Here is a 13903-nt window from a genome sequence, read left to right as displayed (position 1 = left end):
TGCATAACGCGGGGAACTGACGCGGGGCGCCTTGCCCGGGCGGGGTAAAAACCGCGCTGCCGCTGGGGTTTGGCTGCGGTGTTGCGCAAATGCGGCAAATACACGGCATGTTAAGTGGACTTGGCCAATAGTGCGGCTGGGGAGCCAGGATCGCGGCGCCCGTGAGTTCAAGTGGGCAGATCCGGCAGCAGCGGCAAAGTTCGCGGCGCGAGGGCGGCCTTCAAAGCGAGTGTATGCTGCATGCGCCTTCTTGTCGGTATTCTGATCGTGGTCGGCTGCGTCATGGGCGGCTATGCCGGCGTGGGCGGGCATTTTGCGGTGCTGTGGCAGCCCTTTGAATTCATCATCATCCTGGGGGCCGCGATCGGGGCCTTCGTGATCGGCAATACCGGGCCGGTGATCAAGGGCACGCTGGGGGCTTTTGCGACGCTGTTCAAAGGCCCAAAATACAACAAGGCCGCTTATGTCGAGCTGCTGGGCATGCAGTTCACGCTGTTCAAGCTGGTGCAGGCCAAGGGCATCCTGGCGCTCGAGCCGCATATCGAAAACCCGCATGAATCGGAGCTGTTCAAGCGTTTCCCGACCTTTGCCAACAACCACCATGCGGTGGAGTTCGTGTGCGACTATCTGCGCATGGTGACGCTCGGGTCCAATAATGTCCATGAGATGGAAGCCCTGATGGATGAGGAGCTGGAGACCCACCATCAGGAGCAATATCGGATCGTGGGCGCCATGCAGGCGCTGGCCGATGGTACGCCGGCGCTCGGGATCGTGGCGGCGGTGCTGGGCGTGATCCACACGATGGGCGCGATCAGCGAGCCGCCCGAAGTTTTGGGCCACATGATCGGCGGCGCGCTGGTGGGCACGTTCTTTGGCGTGTTCGTCGCCTATGGGTTCTTTGCGCCCTTCGCCCAGTCGCTCAACAATATCTACCAGGCGGAATCGAAATACTTCCTGTCGCTCAAGGTCGGCCTGCTCGCCCATATATCGGGGCAGGTGCCGGTGATGGCGATCGAATTTGCGCGCAAGGCGCTGCTGTCGGAAGACCGCCCGAGTTTTGAAGAGGTCGATGCGGCAACGGCAAACCTGGCCGCGGCATAAGAGTAGAACGCCATGGCCCAGTATAATCAGCCCATCATCATCAAGAAGGTCAAGAAGGCGGCCCACGCCCATCATGGCGGGGCTTGGAAGATCGCCTATGCCGATTTCGTGACGGCAATGATGGCGTTCTTCTTGCTGCTCTGGCTGATCAGCATGACGACGCCGGAGCAGAAGGAAGGCCTGGCGGATTATTTCGCCCCGCCGAGCATTGCGCCGACGACGAGCGGGGCGGGGGGCTTACTGGGGGGCACGGCGCTTGACGCCGCTGGCGCCAAGATGGCCGGCACTTCGCTCAAGGACCAGCAGGAGGCGGCTACTTCCCCCGCAAGCACGCGCGCGGGCAGCCAGGAAGCGGGAACCGAGGGGATCAAGGGCGAGACCGGCGCAACCGAAACTACCACTGGCGTTGCGCCCAAGGACTTGAACACAGTCCAGGCCTTTCACAGCGCTGCGGCCAGCATCCGCCAGGCCTGGCAGGCGCTGCCCGATATCACGGAGATCGCCGATAATCTGCTGGTGGAAGCGACCGAGGACGGCCTCGACATCCAGATCATCGACCAGGAAGGGACGCCCATGTTCCCCGAAGGATCGAAATACCCCACCGAGCCGGCGCGCCAGGCGATTGCTGCGCTAGGGCCGATTTTGCAGAAGCTTTCGAGCCAGATCACGATCTCGGGCCACACGGCGGCGGGTGGCACATATGTCAATCCGCGCTATGGCTCCTGGGAGCTTTCGAGCGATCGGGCCAATGTGGTGCGGGGGCTGTTGGGCGAGTTCGGGCTCTCCGATGACCGGGTGAGCGCTGTGAGCGGCAGGGCGAGTGCCGATCCGTTCTTTCCCAACGACCCCTATCAGGCGGCCAATGAGCGGATCAAAATCGTCGTGCTCAACCAAGCCCCGCCGGTGCCGGCCGGCTTAAGCTTCTAGTTGGCTGAAGCGCTGCCGTAGCGCTCGCGATTGCGAGCCCGCGCCTTGGCGGCTTCGATCTCCCGATCCTTGGGCGGGGCTGCGGTCTCGAGCGACTGCAGCAGGTGGCGCAGATTGCGCTCGATGGCTTCGACGGCCTCATGGAAAGCGGCCTCGTTAGCCTTTGATGGCGCCGTAAAGCCCGAAACCTTGCGCACGAACTGGAGCGCGGCGTCGTGGATCTCGTTGCCGCTCGCGGGCGGCTCGAAATTGAACAGCGGCTTGATGTTGCGGCACATGTTTATTCCTCCGGCTCGGTGGTGAACAGCAGCGGGTAGCCCTTGCTGCGGGCCGTTTCGGTGGCCCGGTTGGCCTTTTCCTCCGCGATCTCCTTGGTGAACACGGCAACCACGCACGACCCCTTGGTGTGGGCCGTCAGCATGATGCCAAGGGCCTGGGCTTCGGGCACGCGGAATTCGGCCTTGAGCAGCCGCACGACGAATTCGCGCGGCGTGAAATCGTCATTGACGAGGATGACCTTGTGCAAGGGCGGGCGGGCAGTTTTCTGGCGCGTCTCGACGCGAGGCTTTGAGTCGGTGTTGGTTCCAGCCATGAGCAAGCCTCCCTGGTGGTGATGGTGCCTGGAGCGCCGCCAAATTCTAGCACATCTGCTGGCGGAGCAGGAGGGGCGCTGGGCAAGGGCTGCAGAGCTAAGGCGAAGGCGCGGCCAGGGCGGCGCCTTGTAATTAGCCCTGCGGAAGAGCATATATGAGCGGTATGTTTTCGGCCAATTGGCTACCTGATCCTCCCGGTCCTGCCGGTTGCTTGGCGATCCCCGAGACTTGCGACTCCCCGCAGCGCCGCGCTTTTGAGCCCGTGCTGCCCGTCCATCTTGATCCCCAGGCAGGTGCCCATGTCCAGTTTCAACTACAATGCCGCGGCCGAACTTTACCCTAGCAAGAGCTTCTACAAATCTCGCCAGGTGCGTTACCAGCGCTTCACTTCGGCCGCCGAGGCGCTCCGCTACGCCATCGAAGAGATGCCAGCGGAATTGCTGCGTGGCTCGTTGCTCGAAGTCGACGAGCAGCGCTTCGAAGGCAGCGATATTCGTGATCTGTATTATGCGGAAGGTTATCCACTGGCGCGCGCGCAGGGCTAACCGACGACCGGGCTGCCGCCGGTGGCGGAGCGGCCCGGAGAGCGCAGGCATGAAAAAGCCCCGCTCCAAAGAGCGGGGCCGGTATGGCATCAAGCCTTGGGCTAGATGCTGGTCTTGCGGTCGCCAAGGCCGGTATTGCGGTCGTCCTCGACTTCCACTTCGGTCTTGCGCACGGTGTCGCTGATGGTTTCCTCGCGGCTGGCTCCCTCCTTGCGCAGGGAGATTTCCTCGGTAACGCGAGCCTGCTTGTCGACCACAGCTTCTTCGGCGTGCTCCTCGGCCTCGATGGTGCGATCCTGGAAGGCGGCGTCGCCGGCGCCCAAAGCACGATCCACGGGGCGACGCTCGATGGTCACGCGCTCCTCATAGAGGTTCACATTGGCGCTGACGGGTTCCTCGCGAACATAGGAGCGGACGCGGACCCGACCCAGATTGACGTCACGCTTGCCAACGCGCAGTTCTTCCTCAACCACCGGGATCACTTCATCAGTACCGAACTCGGAGGTCGTGCGATCGGTATAACCGGCACCCGAGGTGGAGGTTGTCTGGCCCTGGCTAGTCGAGGCGTAGCCCGCGCTGCCAGTCGAGCCGGCAATGTCCGAGGTGGTGGTGGCGCCTACGCCGCTCGCGCCCAGCGTGCTGCCGCTGGTGGTGCCTGCACCCAGAGTGCCGCCGGAGCTATTGGTGGAGTCGGCGGCGCGGCGGGCAGTGCCGGAATAATCGGTCGTGTAACCGGTCCAGCCTTCCGTGCGCCAGCTTTCCTCGCGCTCGTCCAGATCGATGGCCCCTTCGTCATCCAGGATGTCGAGAGCGGTATCGTGGTTCGTTGAATCCAGATCGCTGACGGTCACCAGATAACCGCCGCGGCTCAGGCCCTCGGCATAGGTGTAGCGGTCCTCGTCGGGCATGAAGAAATCAGCCAACGAGGCAAAGAAGCCGCGGTGGGTTTCTTCGCGATTCTGCACAGGTTCGTCATTCTCGTAGCCAGGCACAAGGCGAACATTGTCGCGCGAGATGCCCGCGTCAATCAGCCGCTCGACAGCGCGATCAGCTTCGCTGCGGGAGTCGAAAAATGCCGAAAGCGTGCGCTCGGCGCCGGTTGCGGAAAACTGGCTCATTTATTGTTCCTCTTCGATGTTGGGTTGGTCCGTTTCACTTCTTTCAACCACCGCGTGCTGCTTGCGCAGGGTGATCGGTAATTCGACGTGCTCACGCGATACAGAACGGCGCAGATGAAGCTCCTCCTTGAGCACCAGGCGCTTTTCGACCACGAGAACCTCCTCAACGACGGGGATGATGGTGGTATCCCCTTCGGTTCGGATTGGGGGGGCCTCGGCGATCTCGATCCCACGCGGGACGCGGGTCACTTCAACATCCTGGCGGTCGAGCATGGCCGAAACCACGTCCTCCACGAGCTCAGTCTTGGTGCTAACCCGGACCTTGCCGGTGACCACGTCCTGCTTACGAATGGTCGAAAACTCGTCAACGACCTGCAGGGTATCTTGGGCGTCTGTCATTGCTGTTCCGCCGCTGTGTCGAGGCCAAGGGAACGGGCGGATTCAGGCTTGGTTCCCAATTGTGAAGTGCCGGGCGGGCACGGTTTTGTTAACATGGCTTTCACCACGTCAGAGTGATGATCGAGTGTTAGTAGGAGTTCGTGGATGCGCCAGATCGAGGTGCTAGATGGAGTGCGGGTACGGTTTCCGGGCCGGGACGATGAGTTCGACCTGGGTGTAGAGATCGGTGCGGCGGTTGTGTTGATGGCTCTTGGCGAGCCGGTGATCGAGCGGCGGGTGCGGGCTGAGTGCGTCGAGCAACTGCGCCCCCTGGCCGAGCGGTTCGGGTACCGCCTGGTTGGCGGCGAAAGCGACGAGCAAGCCGAAGCCGAAATCACGTTGTTCCATGCATCCCGCCGGCCGCAACTCAAGCTCGTGCCGACGCAGGCTAAGGGCTAGCTGGTGCCTCCTGGGTGATAGATCATCCCCAGGCGCTGAACTCTTGGAGCGGAGAGCCGTTGGGCAGGGAGTTTGAACCTGCGCAAGGAGCTTTCGCATGGCCGGCGTCCCCAATGTTCCCCTCAATGATGGCAATTCCATTCCCCAGCTTGGCTTCGGGGTCTGGCAGGTGCCCAATAATGAAGTGCAGGCAGCGGTCAGCGAAGCCTTGCAGGCGGGGTATCGCTCCATCGATACGGCCCAGGGCTATAATAATGAGGAAGGCGTGGGACGCGCCATCAAGGACAGTGGCATCGGACGCGAAGAGCTGTTTATCACTTCCAAGCTGCGCACCCGGGACCAGGCTTATGATAAAGCGATCAAGAGCTTCCATGGGTCTCTCGAAAAGCTCGGGCTCGATTATCTCGATCTGTTTTTGATCCACTGGCCGGTACCGGGGCAGGACAAGTATCCCGAAGCCTGGAAGGCCTTTGTGCAGCTGCAAAAAGAAGGCCTGATCAAGAGCATCGGGGTTTCCAACTTCCTGCCCGAGCATCTGGAGCGGATCATCGGGGAAACGGGCGTGACCCCGGCGGTCAACCAGATCGAGGTGCATCCCGAGTACCAGCAGCGCGACGTACTGGATTTCCATGTGAAGAACCGCATTGCGATCGAGAGCTATAGCCCGCTGGGCAGCGGGGCGGCGCTCAAGAACCCCACAATCGCCGAGATTGCCGAGAAGCACGGCAAGAGCCCAGCCCAGGCCATTTTACGCTGGCACATCCAGGAAGGTTTTATCGTCATTCCCAAGTCTACCCATCCGGAGCGCATCCGGGCCAATATCGACGTGTTCGATTTCGAATTGGACGGGGAAGACCTGCAGCGGATTGCGGGGCTCGACCGGCCAGATGGCAAGACGGGTGGCCACCCGGCGACCAATAACGCGATCTGGTAGGAACTAGCCGTGCCTGGGGCTGAGCAGCTTGGCCAGCCCCAGCACAAAAACGGCGACGAGCGCGGGACCAATTGCGAGGAGCGAGCCCGCCGCCATGAGCGCGCCCGTGCCGGCCCACATGATGGAAGCAAAGGCTTCCGACAGGGTGGCGGCGCGGGAGGCGACCTGGCGGCGGCGGAACATGGAGCGCTTGGCGGTGACGCGGAACCAGAGCTGGATGGCCGTGGCGGAGCCGGCGGACAGGGCCGCGCAAAGCGCCGTGACGGCCGCCATGGCTGGCGAGGACAAAGCCAGCAAGGCGAGCAGTGGCAGGAGGATGATCGCAATGACGGCGAGCACGGCCTCGATCTTGCTGATCAGCACCGTGCGCGCCGCGATGGGCGCGGTGGCCACAAGGTCAGGGGCGTCCTCACCCGAGATGGCGAGCCAGGCAAGCCCGCCGGCAAGCTGGCCCGCGGCCATCACGAGAACGGGCACGGCCACGACATAGGCGCCGGCGCTGTCGCCATAGTTGATCCAGAGCAAAAGAGCTGGCGGCAGCAGGTAAAGGATCTGCATCAGCGTTTGCGACAAGAGCCAGGGGTCGCGCTTGAGAAGGCGCCATTCCTTGCGGCGCAGCGCCTGGGCTTGCGTCATCGGGCGAAAACGCGGCGGGGATGGCTCACTGCCGGCGCGGACATGGGCCAGACCTGCCGCGGCAATGGCGTGGCGCCCAAAGCTCGAGGCGGAAAGCGCGATCATGCCAGCGAGGGCACCAAAGCTGATCGCTGCGGCCAGCGCCACGGCCGCCCAGTCCCCCAGGGCTGCGCGGGCGGGAAGCCAAACGGGGCTGTTGAGAGCCGGAGCGGCGTTCACCAGATCGGCAGACTGGAACAGGGTGAAGCGCGAGAAACTGCCGTAGTGAATGATCGCGACCGCCTGGATGCCAATGATGAAGCCGGCGCCGATAATGGCGGCGACGATCTGGGCGATCAGCCGGGTTCGCTTAGCGCCCACAAGGCGGAACAAGGCCATGGTGATGGCGACGGCAATGGCGGTGGAAAGCGCGCCCGCGGCGAGAAGAAGGCCATAGGCAGCGAGCCAGCGGGGGCCATCTAGCATGGCCAGCATGTTGATGAGCGGGCTGGCGAGCAAGGCGGAGAGGGCCACGGTGGTGATGGCAACGGCGCCGGTGCGAACGGCAAAGAGGCGGCGTGAGGAGGCGGGGGAGGACAGGATCAGATCGAGGTCGGAGCGCGCGTAATAAACGCGGGTGATCGACTCAAGGGCCTGGGAAAGCGTGACGGACCAGAACAGCAGGCCGGTGCCGGTCAGCAACACCAGCGTTGGCTTGTCGGGGACGATGCCCGCCGCGACCCAGGGGCGCACCAGCCCATAAGCAAGGAGGTGGAAGAGGACGGCGGCAAAAATACCGAACAGTACAATCGCTACCCGGCGACCCGTCTGGCCCCCGGTCATCATGACCAGCCAGTCGCGCCAGGCGAGCTTGAGCTCGTGGCGGGCAAACCAGAAAAGGGATGTGGGCGCTGTGGTCATGCAGCGGCGGTATCCGGTTCGTTGCGCGCGACCAGATCGAGGAAAATATCCTCGAGGCTTTGGTTGGCTCCGCCGATCCGGCTGCGCAGCTCGGCAAGCGTGCCTTCGGCAATGAGCCGGCCACCGCTGATCACCCCGATGCGCTCGGCCATGCGTTCGGCGACGTCGAGAATGTGGGTAGTCATGATGACGGTGACGCCTTCGCGCACCTTGCCCAGCAGCACGTCCTTGACCTGGCGTGCCGAGCCGGCGTCGAGTCCGGTGAGCGGTTCGTCGAGGATGATGAGGCGCGGGTCGTGGACGAGGGCGCCGGCAAGGGCGACTTTTTGCAGCATGCCTTTGGAGAAGCTGCCGCAGAGCTGATTGGCGTGGGGCGCGAGGCCGAGCCAGTCGATCAGGTCATGGGCCTTGCGACGGGCGGTGGAGGCGTTGATCTGCCAAAGGCCGGCCACGAATTCGAGATATTCCAGCGGGGTGAGGCGGTCATAAACCATGGGCTCGTCCGAGACCCAGGCTAGGATGCGCTTGGCTGCCACCGGGTCTCGCCGCGCATCGATGCCGAAGATGGAAATGGCGCCGCTATCGGGCTGCAGCAGTCCCGCCACCATGCGCAGGATCGTGGTCTTGCCCGCGCCATTGGGACCGAGCAGGGCGTAGAACTCGCCGGGCCGCACGGTGAGATCGAGCTGCTGGATCACAGGACGATCAAAGGATTTGGACAGATCGGAAATGGCGAGGGCAGGGGCGGCGGTCATGGCGAACTCCGGCTGACAAAGCCAGGTTTAACGCCGGGAGCGTTGCGGTGGCGTGAAGGGGGGCAGTTAATGTTCGGCAAAGCGGCATTTGCTGGAGCCGGGCAACCAACCCGGCCCTAGGGGTGTTCAAACCCCAACCCAGGAGGTTCTATAATGGCTGAAGTGAAGTATGAAGTTGTGGAGCATGATGGCGGGTTCGCCTACAAGGTAGGGGACGTGTTCTCCGAGGCTTATCCTACCCACGAGCTGGCGCTCGATGCGGCCGTGGCTGCGGCCGACCGGCAGCAACTGGCCGGCGACACCGCGGCCATTCTTTACCAGGACGCCAAGGGCGAATGGCACGAGGAACTCGCCACGGGCGAAGACCGGCCGCAAACCGAGATCGAAGATGCGCTGGTGGATCAGGAGCCGGTTGCCGCTGAAGAAAACGCCGGTGAGGGTGACTTCGTGGTCGGCACCACCGTTGTCGAGGGTAAGGCGCATAGCCGTGATGAGAGTTACAAGGGCCGTGCGCCCCTGGCCTCACCGAACGAGCGGCAGAGCTAGCTTCCGGAACCAAGTTGGCGCCGCGCGCATTGTGGCGACAACATAGTGCAGGAGTTACAAATGGATATTCGCGAACGTGAAACCGTTGTGGTCGATCGCGGGAGCCGCGGCGGTGGCAGCGGCTTGTTGATCGGCATCATCGTGGCGCTCGCGCTGCTCGCCATCGGTTACCTCGTGTTCTTCAACAATAATGGCGGTGGCGGCGGGACAGTCGATGTGGACGTTCCAGCAGTCAGCGTCGATGTGGTTCCCGACGGGCAGTAAGCCCCGTTACCACCAGATGCAGCAGCGGGCGCCTTCAGGGGCGCCCGCTTTGTTTTGTTCAGAGCGTGATGCGGTACAGCCCGAAGCCGTCTTCGTTGTTGTCGCCGGTGGGCTCGACCTTGACGGCGGTGACATCGGCGACGTGCTCGGCGGCCTTGGGGCCGGTGGCAAACAGGACGGTGGTGTCGCCGATCGGGGCGAGCGACCAGTTGCTGTCCGCCTTAGGGTCAATCGTGCCGTTTTCGACGATGTAGCGCACGATGAGGTCGCGATTGGTGTCGGGGCCCTTGAAGACGATCTTGTCGGCGCCAATGCCGGGGAAGGTACCGCCGCCGCCGGCGCGGTAATTGTTGGAGGCGACCACGAAGCGCGCCGCGGGATCGATGGGCGCGCCATTGAACTGCAGGTCGACAATGCGGTTGGCGTCGGGATTGAGCTCCTGCTTGCCATCGGCGGAAAAGCGCGAGGGCTGGGTGATGTCGATCTTGTAAGTCACGCCATCGATGACGTCGAAATTATAGGCGGGGAAATCGAGATTGATGAGTTCGGCGTCCTGCGCGCCCTTTTCCACATGGTTGAAGATGCCGGCGGAGCGCTCCAGCCAGTTCTTGACGTCGGCGCCGGTGATGACGAGCGCCTGGATGGTGTTGGGATAAAGGTAGAGATCGGCGACGTTCTTGATGGCGACGGGGCCAACCGGCACGTCGGTATAGTAGTCGGGGCCGCCGCGACCGCCAGACTTGAAGGGGGCGGCGGCAGAGAGGATCGGCAAATCCTCCCATTCGGTGCCCTTCATCATCTGGGCGATGTACCAGGTCTGGGCTGGGAGACGATCTGCACGGATGGATCATCGGCCACGAGGGCGAAATAGGAGTGGAGGGGCGCTGAGGTTTCGCCCACAGGGCGGCGGATATAATCGAGGGTTTCCTCATGCTCTTGCTGGGCAGCGGCGGTGACTTCCGCTTCGTCCTCGACCAGAGGGGTGACCTTGCCATCGACGCGTTCGAAGATCGGTCGAGCTTCGGCGGTGTGGGAAACGACGGACCATTTGCCCTCGGCGTCCTGCTCGAGGAGCAGGTCGATCAGACCCATATGCGAGCCCCAGAAGCCCGGCATCACGGCGGGCTTGCCGTTGAGGGTGCCGGCCTCGATGTCGGCGCCTTGGAGGTCGGCAAAGTCGGGGCCGGGGAACACCAGGTGCTGGTGGCCGGTGAGGACCACGTCGATGCCCTCGACACCAGCCAACTGCAGGGAAGCGTTTTCCGAGCCCGGACCCTTGTCCTCGGCGATGCCGGAGTGGGAGAGGGCCACAATGAGGTCGGCGCCTTCGGCGCGCATGCGCGGCACATAGGCCTTGGCGGTTTCCACGATGTCGCGCGTGGCGACCTTGCCGGTGAGGTGGCTCGAGTCCCAGGTCATGATCTGAGGCGGCAGGAAGCCGATGATGCCGACGCGGATGGTCTTGCCCGCGCCCGAGCCATCGGTCAGCTGTTTTTCGATGATGCGGTAGGGCGCGATATAGGTGTCGTCGGCTGTGGGGTCGTCGCCCAGCGTGGTGCCGCGCACCAGATTGGCTGATACAAAGGGGAAGTTGGCGCCCGAAAGGGCGGCGTCGAGATAGTCGAGGCCGTAGTTGAATTCGTGGTTGCCGAGGGTGGCGGCTTCGTAACCCAGCGTGTTCATGGCCGCGATCATCGGGTGCACATTGCCCTCAAGGCCTTTTTCATAGGCGATGTAATCGCCCATAGGCGTGCCCTGGATAATGTCGCCGTTGTCGACCAGCATGGAGTTACCCGCCTCGGCACGGATCTGCTCGATGATCGCCGCGGTGCGGGCCAGGCCCATCGTGTCGTTGGGCGCATCGGCATAATAGTCGTAGGGGAACACCGCTACGTGCAGGTCCGTGGTCTGGAGAATGCGCAGATGGGCCTGATTGGCCTGGGCGAAGCTGGAAAAGGGGTGCATGGCGGCGAGGGCGCCGATGCTAACCGAGCCGGCGAGAAAATGACGCCGGGACATGCTGGGATTGAACTTCATCGCGTTCTCCGAACTGCGGCTCTGGGAGTGAGTGCCCCCGTGGGGGCGGTGTCGAACTCGGGTGGTCTGCCGTGTCGCCGTGACGCTGCGATGACAGCGGCAGGAGCAGGCTAGGCCTTCTCTCGGGGCGGGTCAATTTGGCGCATCAGGGCCGCGGGGGAACTCACATCCTCCTCCAAGGCTTATGGTGGCAGGCATTGTTACGCCTCGCGCAAGGATCCAGCATGAAGTGGCAAGGAAGAAATCGTAGCTCCAATATCGAGGACCGGCGCGGGCAGGGCGGCGGTTTTGGCGGCCGTCGTGGCGGCGGGCTGGGCGGGCTTGGACGGGGCGGTGGTATTCGCATTCCCATGGGCGGCCGCACGGGCGGTGGCCTGGGGCTGTTTGGCACCATCGTCGTGCTGGGCATCCTCTGGTTTGCGACTGGGCAGAATCCGCTCGATATGCTCACGGGCGGGTCGAGCACCGGCGGGGTTCCGGCGCAAAGCTCGTCGCGCAGTCTGCCCACGCAGGGCGAGGATGAACTCGCCGATTTCGTCGGCGTGGTGGTCAAGGAAACCGAGGATCTCTGGACCGAGGTGTTCACCGCCCAAGGCGCGGAATATGTGGAGCCACGCGTCGTCCTGTTCACCGATGTGGTCAACACCGCCTGTGGCACAGCCGATTCGAGCACGGGTCCGTTTTATTGTCCCGGCGACCAACGGGTGTATATCGATCTGAGCTTTTATGATCAGCTGCACCGGCAGTTTGGCGCGCCCGGCGACTTTGCGCAGGCCTATGTGCTGGCCCATGAAGTTGGCCACCATGTGCAGAACCTGACCGGCATCCTCCCCGAATTCAACCAGCGCCGGCAGAGCATGAGCCAGGAAGATGCCAATGCTTATTCGGTGCGCATCGAATTGCAGGCCGATTGCTATGCCGGGGTGTGGGCAAACTATGCGGGGCAGCAAAACCTGCTGGAAACGGGCGACTTTGAAGAAGCGCTCAATGCGGCCGAGCAGATCGGGGATGATACGCTGCAGATGCGCTCGCAGGGGTTCGTCGTGCCCAAGACCTTCAATCACGGCACATCCGAGCAGCGCCGCAACTGGTTTGACCGCGGTTACCGTTCGGGGGATCCGGCCGATTGCGACACTTTCTCGGCGCGCATCTGATGCGCGAACTGGAAGAGTTGTTGCTGGCCGACGATGGCGTGTTTCCCAATAGCCGGCTGCCGGTGCTGGTGTATCGTGGCGCGGTCAAGCCCGAAGACGGCGCGCCGGCGCTGGAGCGCCTGTTCGAGCGTAATGGCTGGCCGCCCAAATGGCGCGACACGGTGTTCACGTTCCACCATTATCATTCCAACGCGCATGAATGCCTTGGCGTGGCTGAAGGCAACGCAACCCTGCGCCTGGGGGGACCGAGCGGGGCCGAAGTGAAGGTGGAGGCGGGCGACGTGGTGGTGATCCCCGCGGGGGTGGCGCACCAGCGGATGCTGGCGAGCACTGACTTCATGGTGGTGGGCGCCTATCCACCAGGCGAAGAGCAATGGGATACGCTGCGCGGGCGGCCCGATGATCGACCCAAGGCCGATGAAACCATCGCCAAGCTGCCGCTGCCGGAAAGCGATCCGGTGACCGGCAAGACTGGAGCACTGGTAGACCGGTGGCGCTAGTCGCCGGGCGTGCTTAAAGGCCGAGCAGGTGCCGGGCGACCATGGCGGTAGCCCAGCCGGCAAACAGCATGATGAGGCCGGGATAGCGCAGCGACACGAGGCCCGCGACCAGCAGGGCGAGTTTGACGTCCCAGCCGCCATTGAAGAAGGCCGGAGCGAACAGGGTTGTCAGCACGGCCGCCGGAACGGCATCCAGCGCTGCCTGAAGGCGGGGCGGGATGGTGTGGAGCCGGGTGATCAGCACATAGCCGCCAATCCGGGTCAGGTAAGTGGCCACTGCCGCCGCTGCAATCAGCGCCAGCATTCCAGCATCGACCCCCATCAGTGAGCCTCCGGCGCTACGGAAGACCTGGCCTGCGCCAGCGGAGCGGGCAGCAGCACGGCAACTAGGATGCCGAGGACTGCGCCGATGCTGACATGCCAGGGGGAGCCGACGAAGTGATAGGCGAGCACGGCACCAGTCATGCTGGCGAGCACAACCGGATAAAAGCCGGTCCGCCGGCGAAAAGTGACCACGAGACCAAGGAAATAGATGGGCAGCAGCACGTCGATGGCGAAGGTGCGGGGGTCGCCGAGCAGGCCGCCGAACCAGGCGCCAAGGACGGAGAACACCACCCATTGCAGCCAGACCACAAGGCCGAAGGTGAGATACCAGGTGAAGCTGAGCGACTGGTTTGTCTCGGAGCGCCGGATGGCGTCGGCATATTGCGGATCGGTGAGGAGAAAGAAAGCGAGTAGCCGCTGCATGGGGCTGTAGCGGCTGAACATCGGCGCCAGCGCCGCCGAATAGAGCACGTGCCGAAAGTTCACCGCGAGGATGGAGAGGACGATCAGCCAGGCTGGAACGTGGCTGCCGAAGAGCTCGATGCCAACGAGCTGGCTGGCGCCCGCAAAAACGAGGGCGCTCATCAAGCCGACATCGAGAACGCTCAGGCCATTGTCGACCGCTACCGCGCCAAACAGCACCGCGAACGGCGCCGAGGAGACGGCCACCACAAAGCCACTGCGCAGGCCCGCGAGGAAATCGCTACGGTTCATGAGGCGAAACGCTTCCTC

General features: G+C 63.4%; 17 protein-coding genes and 1 pseudogene. 9 read left to right on the top strand and 9 right to left on the bottom strand.

What is annotated here, in order from left to right:
- The first annotated feature begins 240 nt into the window (after positions 1 to 240).
- Positions 241 to 1101 (top strand): flagellar motor stator protein MotA, encoded by an 861-nt coding sequence (motA, locus tag ELX51_RS11665; RefSeq protein WP_127753677.1) that lies wholly within the window; start codon positions 241 to 243, stop codon positions 1099 to 1101.
- 12 nt (positions 1102 to 1113) lie between these two features.
- Complete coding sequence (locus tag ELX51_RS11660) at positions 1114 to 2028, top strand: flagellar motor protein MotB (RefSeq protein WP_127753676.1); 915 nt, start codon at positions 1114 to 1116, stop codon at positions 2026 to 2028.
- Here ELX51_RS11660 and ELX51_RS11655 read toward each other — a convergent pair.
- A complete protein-coding gene (locus tag ELX51_RS11655) occupies positions 2025 to 2306 on the bottom strand; it encodes a DUF2277 domain-containing protein (RefSeq protein WP_127753675.1) in 282 nt (93 codons plus the stop codon). The two genes, ELX51_RS11660 and ELX51_RS11655, sit on opposite strands and share 4 nt — an antisense overlap.
- Positions 2307 to 2308: 2 nt before the next feature.
- The gene (gene clpS, locus ELX51_RS11650; RefSeq protein ID WP_127753674.1) at positions 2309 to 2620 is read right to left on the bottom strand and encodes an ATP-dependent Clp protease adapter ClpS; all 312 of its coding nucleotides are present in this window, start codon (positions 2618 to 2620) and stop codon (positions 2309 to 2311) included.
- Positions 2621 to 2920: 300 nt separating this feature from the next.
- Here clpS and ELX51_RS11645 point away from each other — a divergent pair, with 300 nt between their 5' ends.
- Positions 2921 to 3166: a hypothetical protein gene (locus ELX51_RS11645; protein WP_127753673.1), complete on the top strand. Its 246-nt coding sequence runs from the start codon at positions 2921 to 2923 to the stop codon at positions 3164 to 3166.
- A 101-nt stretch (positions 3167 to 3267) separates the two neighbouring features.
- Here ELX51_RS11645 and ELX51_RS11640 read toward each other — a convergent pair whose 3' ends face one another.
- Together ELX51_RS11640 and ELX51_RS11635 are read right to left on the bottom strand one after the other, a co-directional pair.
- Positions 3268 to 4284, bottom strand: a complete 1017-nt coding sequence (locus ELX51_RS11640; protein ID WP_127753672.1) for a YsnF/AvaK domain-containing protein — start codon at positions 4282 to 4284, stop codon at positions 3268 to 3270.
- A complete protein-coding gene (locus ELX51_RS11635; RefSeq protein WP_127753671.1) occupies positions 4285 to 4683 on the bottom strand; it encodes a DUF2382 domain-containing protein in 399 nt (132 codons plus the stop codon). It abuts the gene before it with no gap.
- A gap of 144 nt (positions 4684 to 4827) precedes the next feature.
- Here ELX51_RS11635 and ELX51_RS11630 point away from each other — a divergent pair, with 144 nt between their 5' ends.
- Both ELX51_RS11630 and ELX51_RS11625 read left to right on the top strand, forming a co-directional pair.
- Positions 4828 to 5121 (top strand): hypothetical protein, encoded by a 294-nt coding sequence (locus ELX51_RS11630; protein ID WP_127753670.1) that lies wholly within the window; start codon positions 4828 to 4830, stop codon positions 5119 to 5121.
- Positions 5122 to 5218: 97 nt separating this feature from the next.
- Entirely contained in the window at positions 5219 to 6055 is an 837-nt protein-coding gene (locus ELX51_RS11625) for an aldo/keto reductase (protein ID WP_127753669.1), read from the top strand.
- A 3-nt stretch (positions 6056 to 6058) separates the two neighbouring features.
- Here the strand turns inward: ELX51_RS11625 and ELX51_RS11620 are convergent, their stop codons facing one another.
- Entirely contained in the window at positions 6059 to 7591 is a 1533-nt protein-coding gene (locus tag ELX51_RS11620; protein ID WP_127753668.1) for a permease, read from the bottom strand.
- Positions 7588 to 8346 carry an ABC transporter ATP-binding protein gene (locus ELX51_RS11615; RefSeq protein WP_127753667.1) on the bottom strand — a complete coding sequence of 253 codons (759 nt, stop codon included), beginning with the start codon at positions 8344 to 8346 and terminating at the stop codon, positions 7588 to 7590. Before ELX51_RS11615 ends, ELX51_RS11620 begins: the two co-directional genes overlap by 4 nt.
- Positions 8347 to 8499: 153 nt before the next feature.
- On the opposite strand from ELX51_RS11615, the gene ELX51_RS20485 reads away from it, so the two are divergent.
- Both ELX51_RS20485 and ELX51_RS11605 read left to right on the top strand, forming a co-directional pair.
- On the top strand, positions 8500 to 8892 hold the full coding sequence (locus ELX51_RS20485; protein WP_348983114.1) for a hypothetical protein: 393 nt from the start codon (positions 8500 to 8502) through the stop codon (positions 8890 to 8892).
- Between the two features lie 60 nt (positions 8893 to 8952).
- Positions 8953 to 9156, top strand: coding sequence for a hypothetical protein (locus ELX51_RS11605; RefSeq protein WP_127753666.1), 204 nt, complete (start codon positions 8953 to 8955; stop codon positions 9154 to 9156).
- A 58-nt stretch (positions 9157 to 9214) separates the two neighbouring features.
- On the opposite strand, the pseudogene ELX51_RS11600 reads toward ELX51_RS11605, so the two are convergent.
- Positions 9215 to 11193: pseudogene (locus ELX51_RS11600) on the bottom strand (bifunctional 2',3'-cyclic-nucleotide 2'-phosphodiesterase/3'-nucleotidase).
- 224 nt (positions 11194 to 11417) lie between these two features.
- Here ELX51_RS11600 and ELX51_RS11595 point away from each other — a divergent pair.
- Together ELX51_RS11595 and ELX51_RS11590 are read left to right on the top strand one after the other, a co-directional pair.
- On the top strand, positions 11418 to 12347 hold the full coding sequence (locus ELX51_RS11595) for a neutral zinc metallopeptidase (protein ID WP_127753665.1): 930 nt from the start codon (positions 11418 to 11420) through the stop codon (positions 12345 to 12347).
- Positions 12320 to 12847, top strand: a complete 528-nt coding sequence (locus ELX51_RS11590; protein ID WP_248305102.1) for a cupin domain-containing protein — start codon at positions 12320 to 12322, stop codon at positions 12845 to 12847. Before ELX51_RS11595 ends, ELX51_RS11590 begins: the two co-directional genes overlap by 28 nt.
- 13 nt (positions 12848 to 12860) lie before the next feature.
- On the opposite strand, the gene ELX51_RS11585 is transcribed toward ELX51_RS11590, so the two are convergent.
- Both ELX51_RS11585 and ELX51_RS11580 read right to left on the bottom strand, forming a co-directional pair.
- Positions 12861 to 13169, bottom strand: a complete 309-nt coding sequence (locus tag ELX51_RS11585; RefSeq protein WP_127753664.1) for an AzlD family protein — start codon at positions 13167 to 13169, stop codon at positions 12861 to 12863.
- Positions 13169 to 13885 (bottom strand): AzlC family ABC transporter permease, encoded by a 717-nt coding sequence (locus ELX51_RS11580; RefSeq protein WP_127753663.1) that lies wholly within the window; start codon positions 13883 to 13885, stop codon positions 13169 to 13171. The genes ELX51_RS11585 and ELX51_RS11580 overlap by 1 nt, the downstream gene beginning before the upstream one ends.
- Positions 13886 to 13903: the final 18 nt, after the last annotated feature.

It is taken from the genome of Devosia sp. 1566 (genome assembly GCF_004005995.1).
Taxonomy (GTDB): Bacteria; Pseudomonadota; Alphaproteobacteria; order Rhizobiales; family Devosiaceae; genus Devosia.
Note: the sequence above shows the minus strand (reverse complement) of the source record. Positions and strands in the feature narration are given on the sequence as shown.

Bases quoted from the DNA above. Each gene is read 5' to 3' on its own strand.
- ELX51_RS11630 (WP_127753670.1), top strand. From the start codon at position 4,828: ATGCGCCAGATCGAGGTGCTAGATGGAGTGCGGGTACGGTTTCCGGGC.
- ELX51_RS11645 (WP_127753673.1), top strand. From the start codon at position 2,921: ATGTCCAGTTTCAACTACAATGCCGCGGCCGAACTTTACCCTAGCAAG.
- ELX51_RS11660 (WP_127753676.1), top strand. From the start codon at position 1,114: ATGGCCCAGTATAATCAGCCCATCATCATCAAGAAGGTCAAGAAGGCG.
- ELX51_RS11580 (WP_127753663.1), bottom strand. From the start codon at position 13,885: ATGAACCGTAGCGATTTCCTCGCGGGCCTGCGCAGTGGCTTTGTGGTG.
- ELX51_RS11620 (WP_127753668.1), bottom strand. From the start codon at position 7,591: ATGACCACAGCGCCCACATCCCTTTTCTGGTTTGCCCGCCACGAGCTC.
- motA (WP_127753677.1), top strand. From the start codon at position 241: ATGCGCCTTCTTGTCGGTATTCTGATCGTGGTCGGCTGCGTCATGGGC.
- ELX51_RS11655 (WP_127753675.1), bottom strand. From the start codon at position 2,306: ATGTGCCGCAACATCAAGCCGCTGTTCAATTTCGAGCCGCCCGCGAGC.
- ELX51_RS11625 (WP_127753669.1), top strand. From the start codon at position 5,219: ATGGCCGGCGTCCCCAATGTTCCCCTCAATGATGGCAATTCCATTCCC.
- ELX51_RS11635 (WP_127753671.1), bottom strand. From the start codon at position 4,683: ATGACAGACGCCCAAGATACCCTGCAGGTCGTTGACGAGTTTTCGACC.
- ELX51_RS20485 (WP_348983114.1), top strand. From the start codon at position 8,500: ATGGCTGAAGTGAAGTATGAAGTTGTGGAGCATGATGGCGGGTTCGCC.
- ELX51_RS11585 (WP_127753664.1), bottom strand. From the start codon at position 13,169: ATGGGGGTCGATGCTGGAATGCTGGCGCTGATTGCAGCGGCGGCAGTG.
- clpS (WP_127753674.1), bottom strand. From the start codon at position 2,620: ATGGCTGGAACCAACACCGACTCAAAGCCTCGCGTCGAGACGCGCCAG.
- ELX51_RS11605 (WP_127753666.1), top strand. From the start codon at position 8,953: ATGGATATTCGCGAACGTGAAACCGTTGTGGTCGATCGCGGGAGCCGC.
- ELX51_RS11640 (WP_127753672.1), bottom strand. From the start codon at position 4,284: ATGAGCCAGTTTTCCGCAACCGGCGCCGAGCGCACGCTTTCGGCATTT.
- ELX51_RS11595 (WP_127753665.1), top strand. From the start codon at position 11,418: ATGAAGTGGCAAGGAAGAAATCGTAGCTCCAATATCGAGGACCGGCGC.
- ELX51_RS11615 (WP_127753667.1), bottom strand. From the start codon at position 8,346: ATGACCGCCGCCCCTGCCCTCGCCATTTCCGATCTGTCCAAATCCTTT.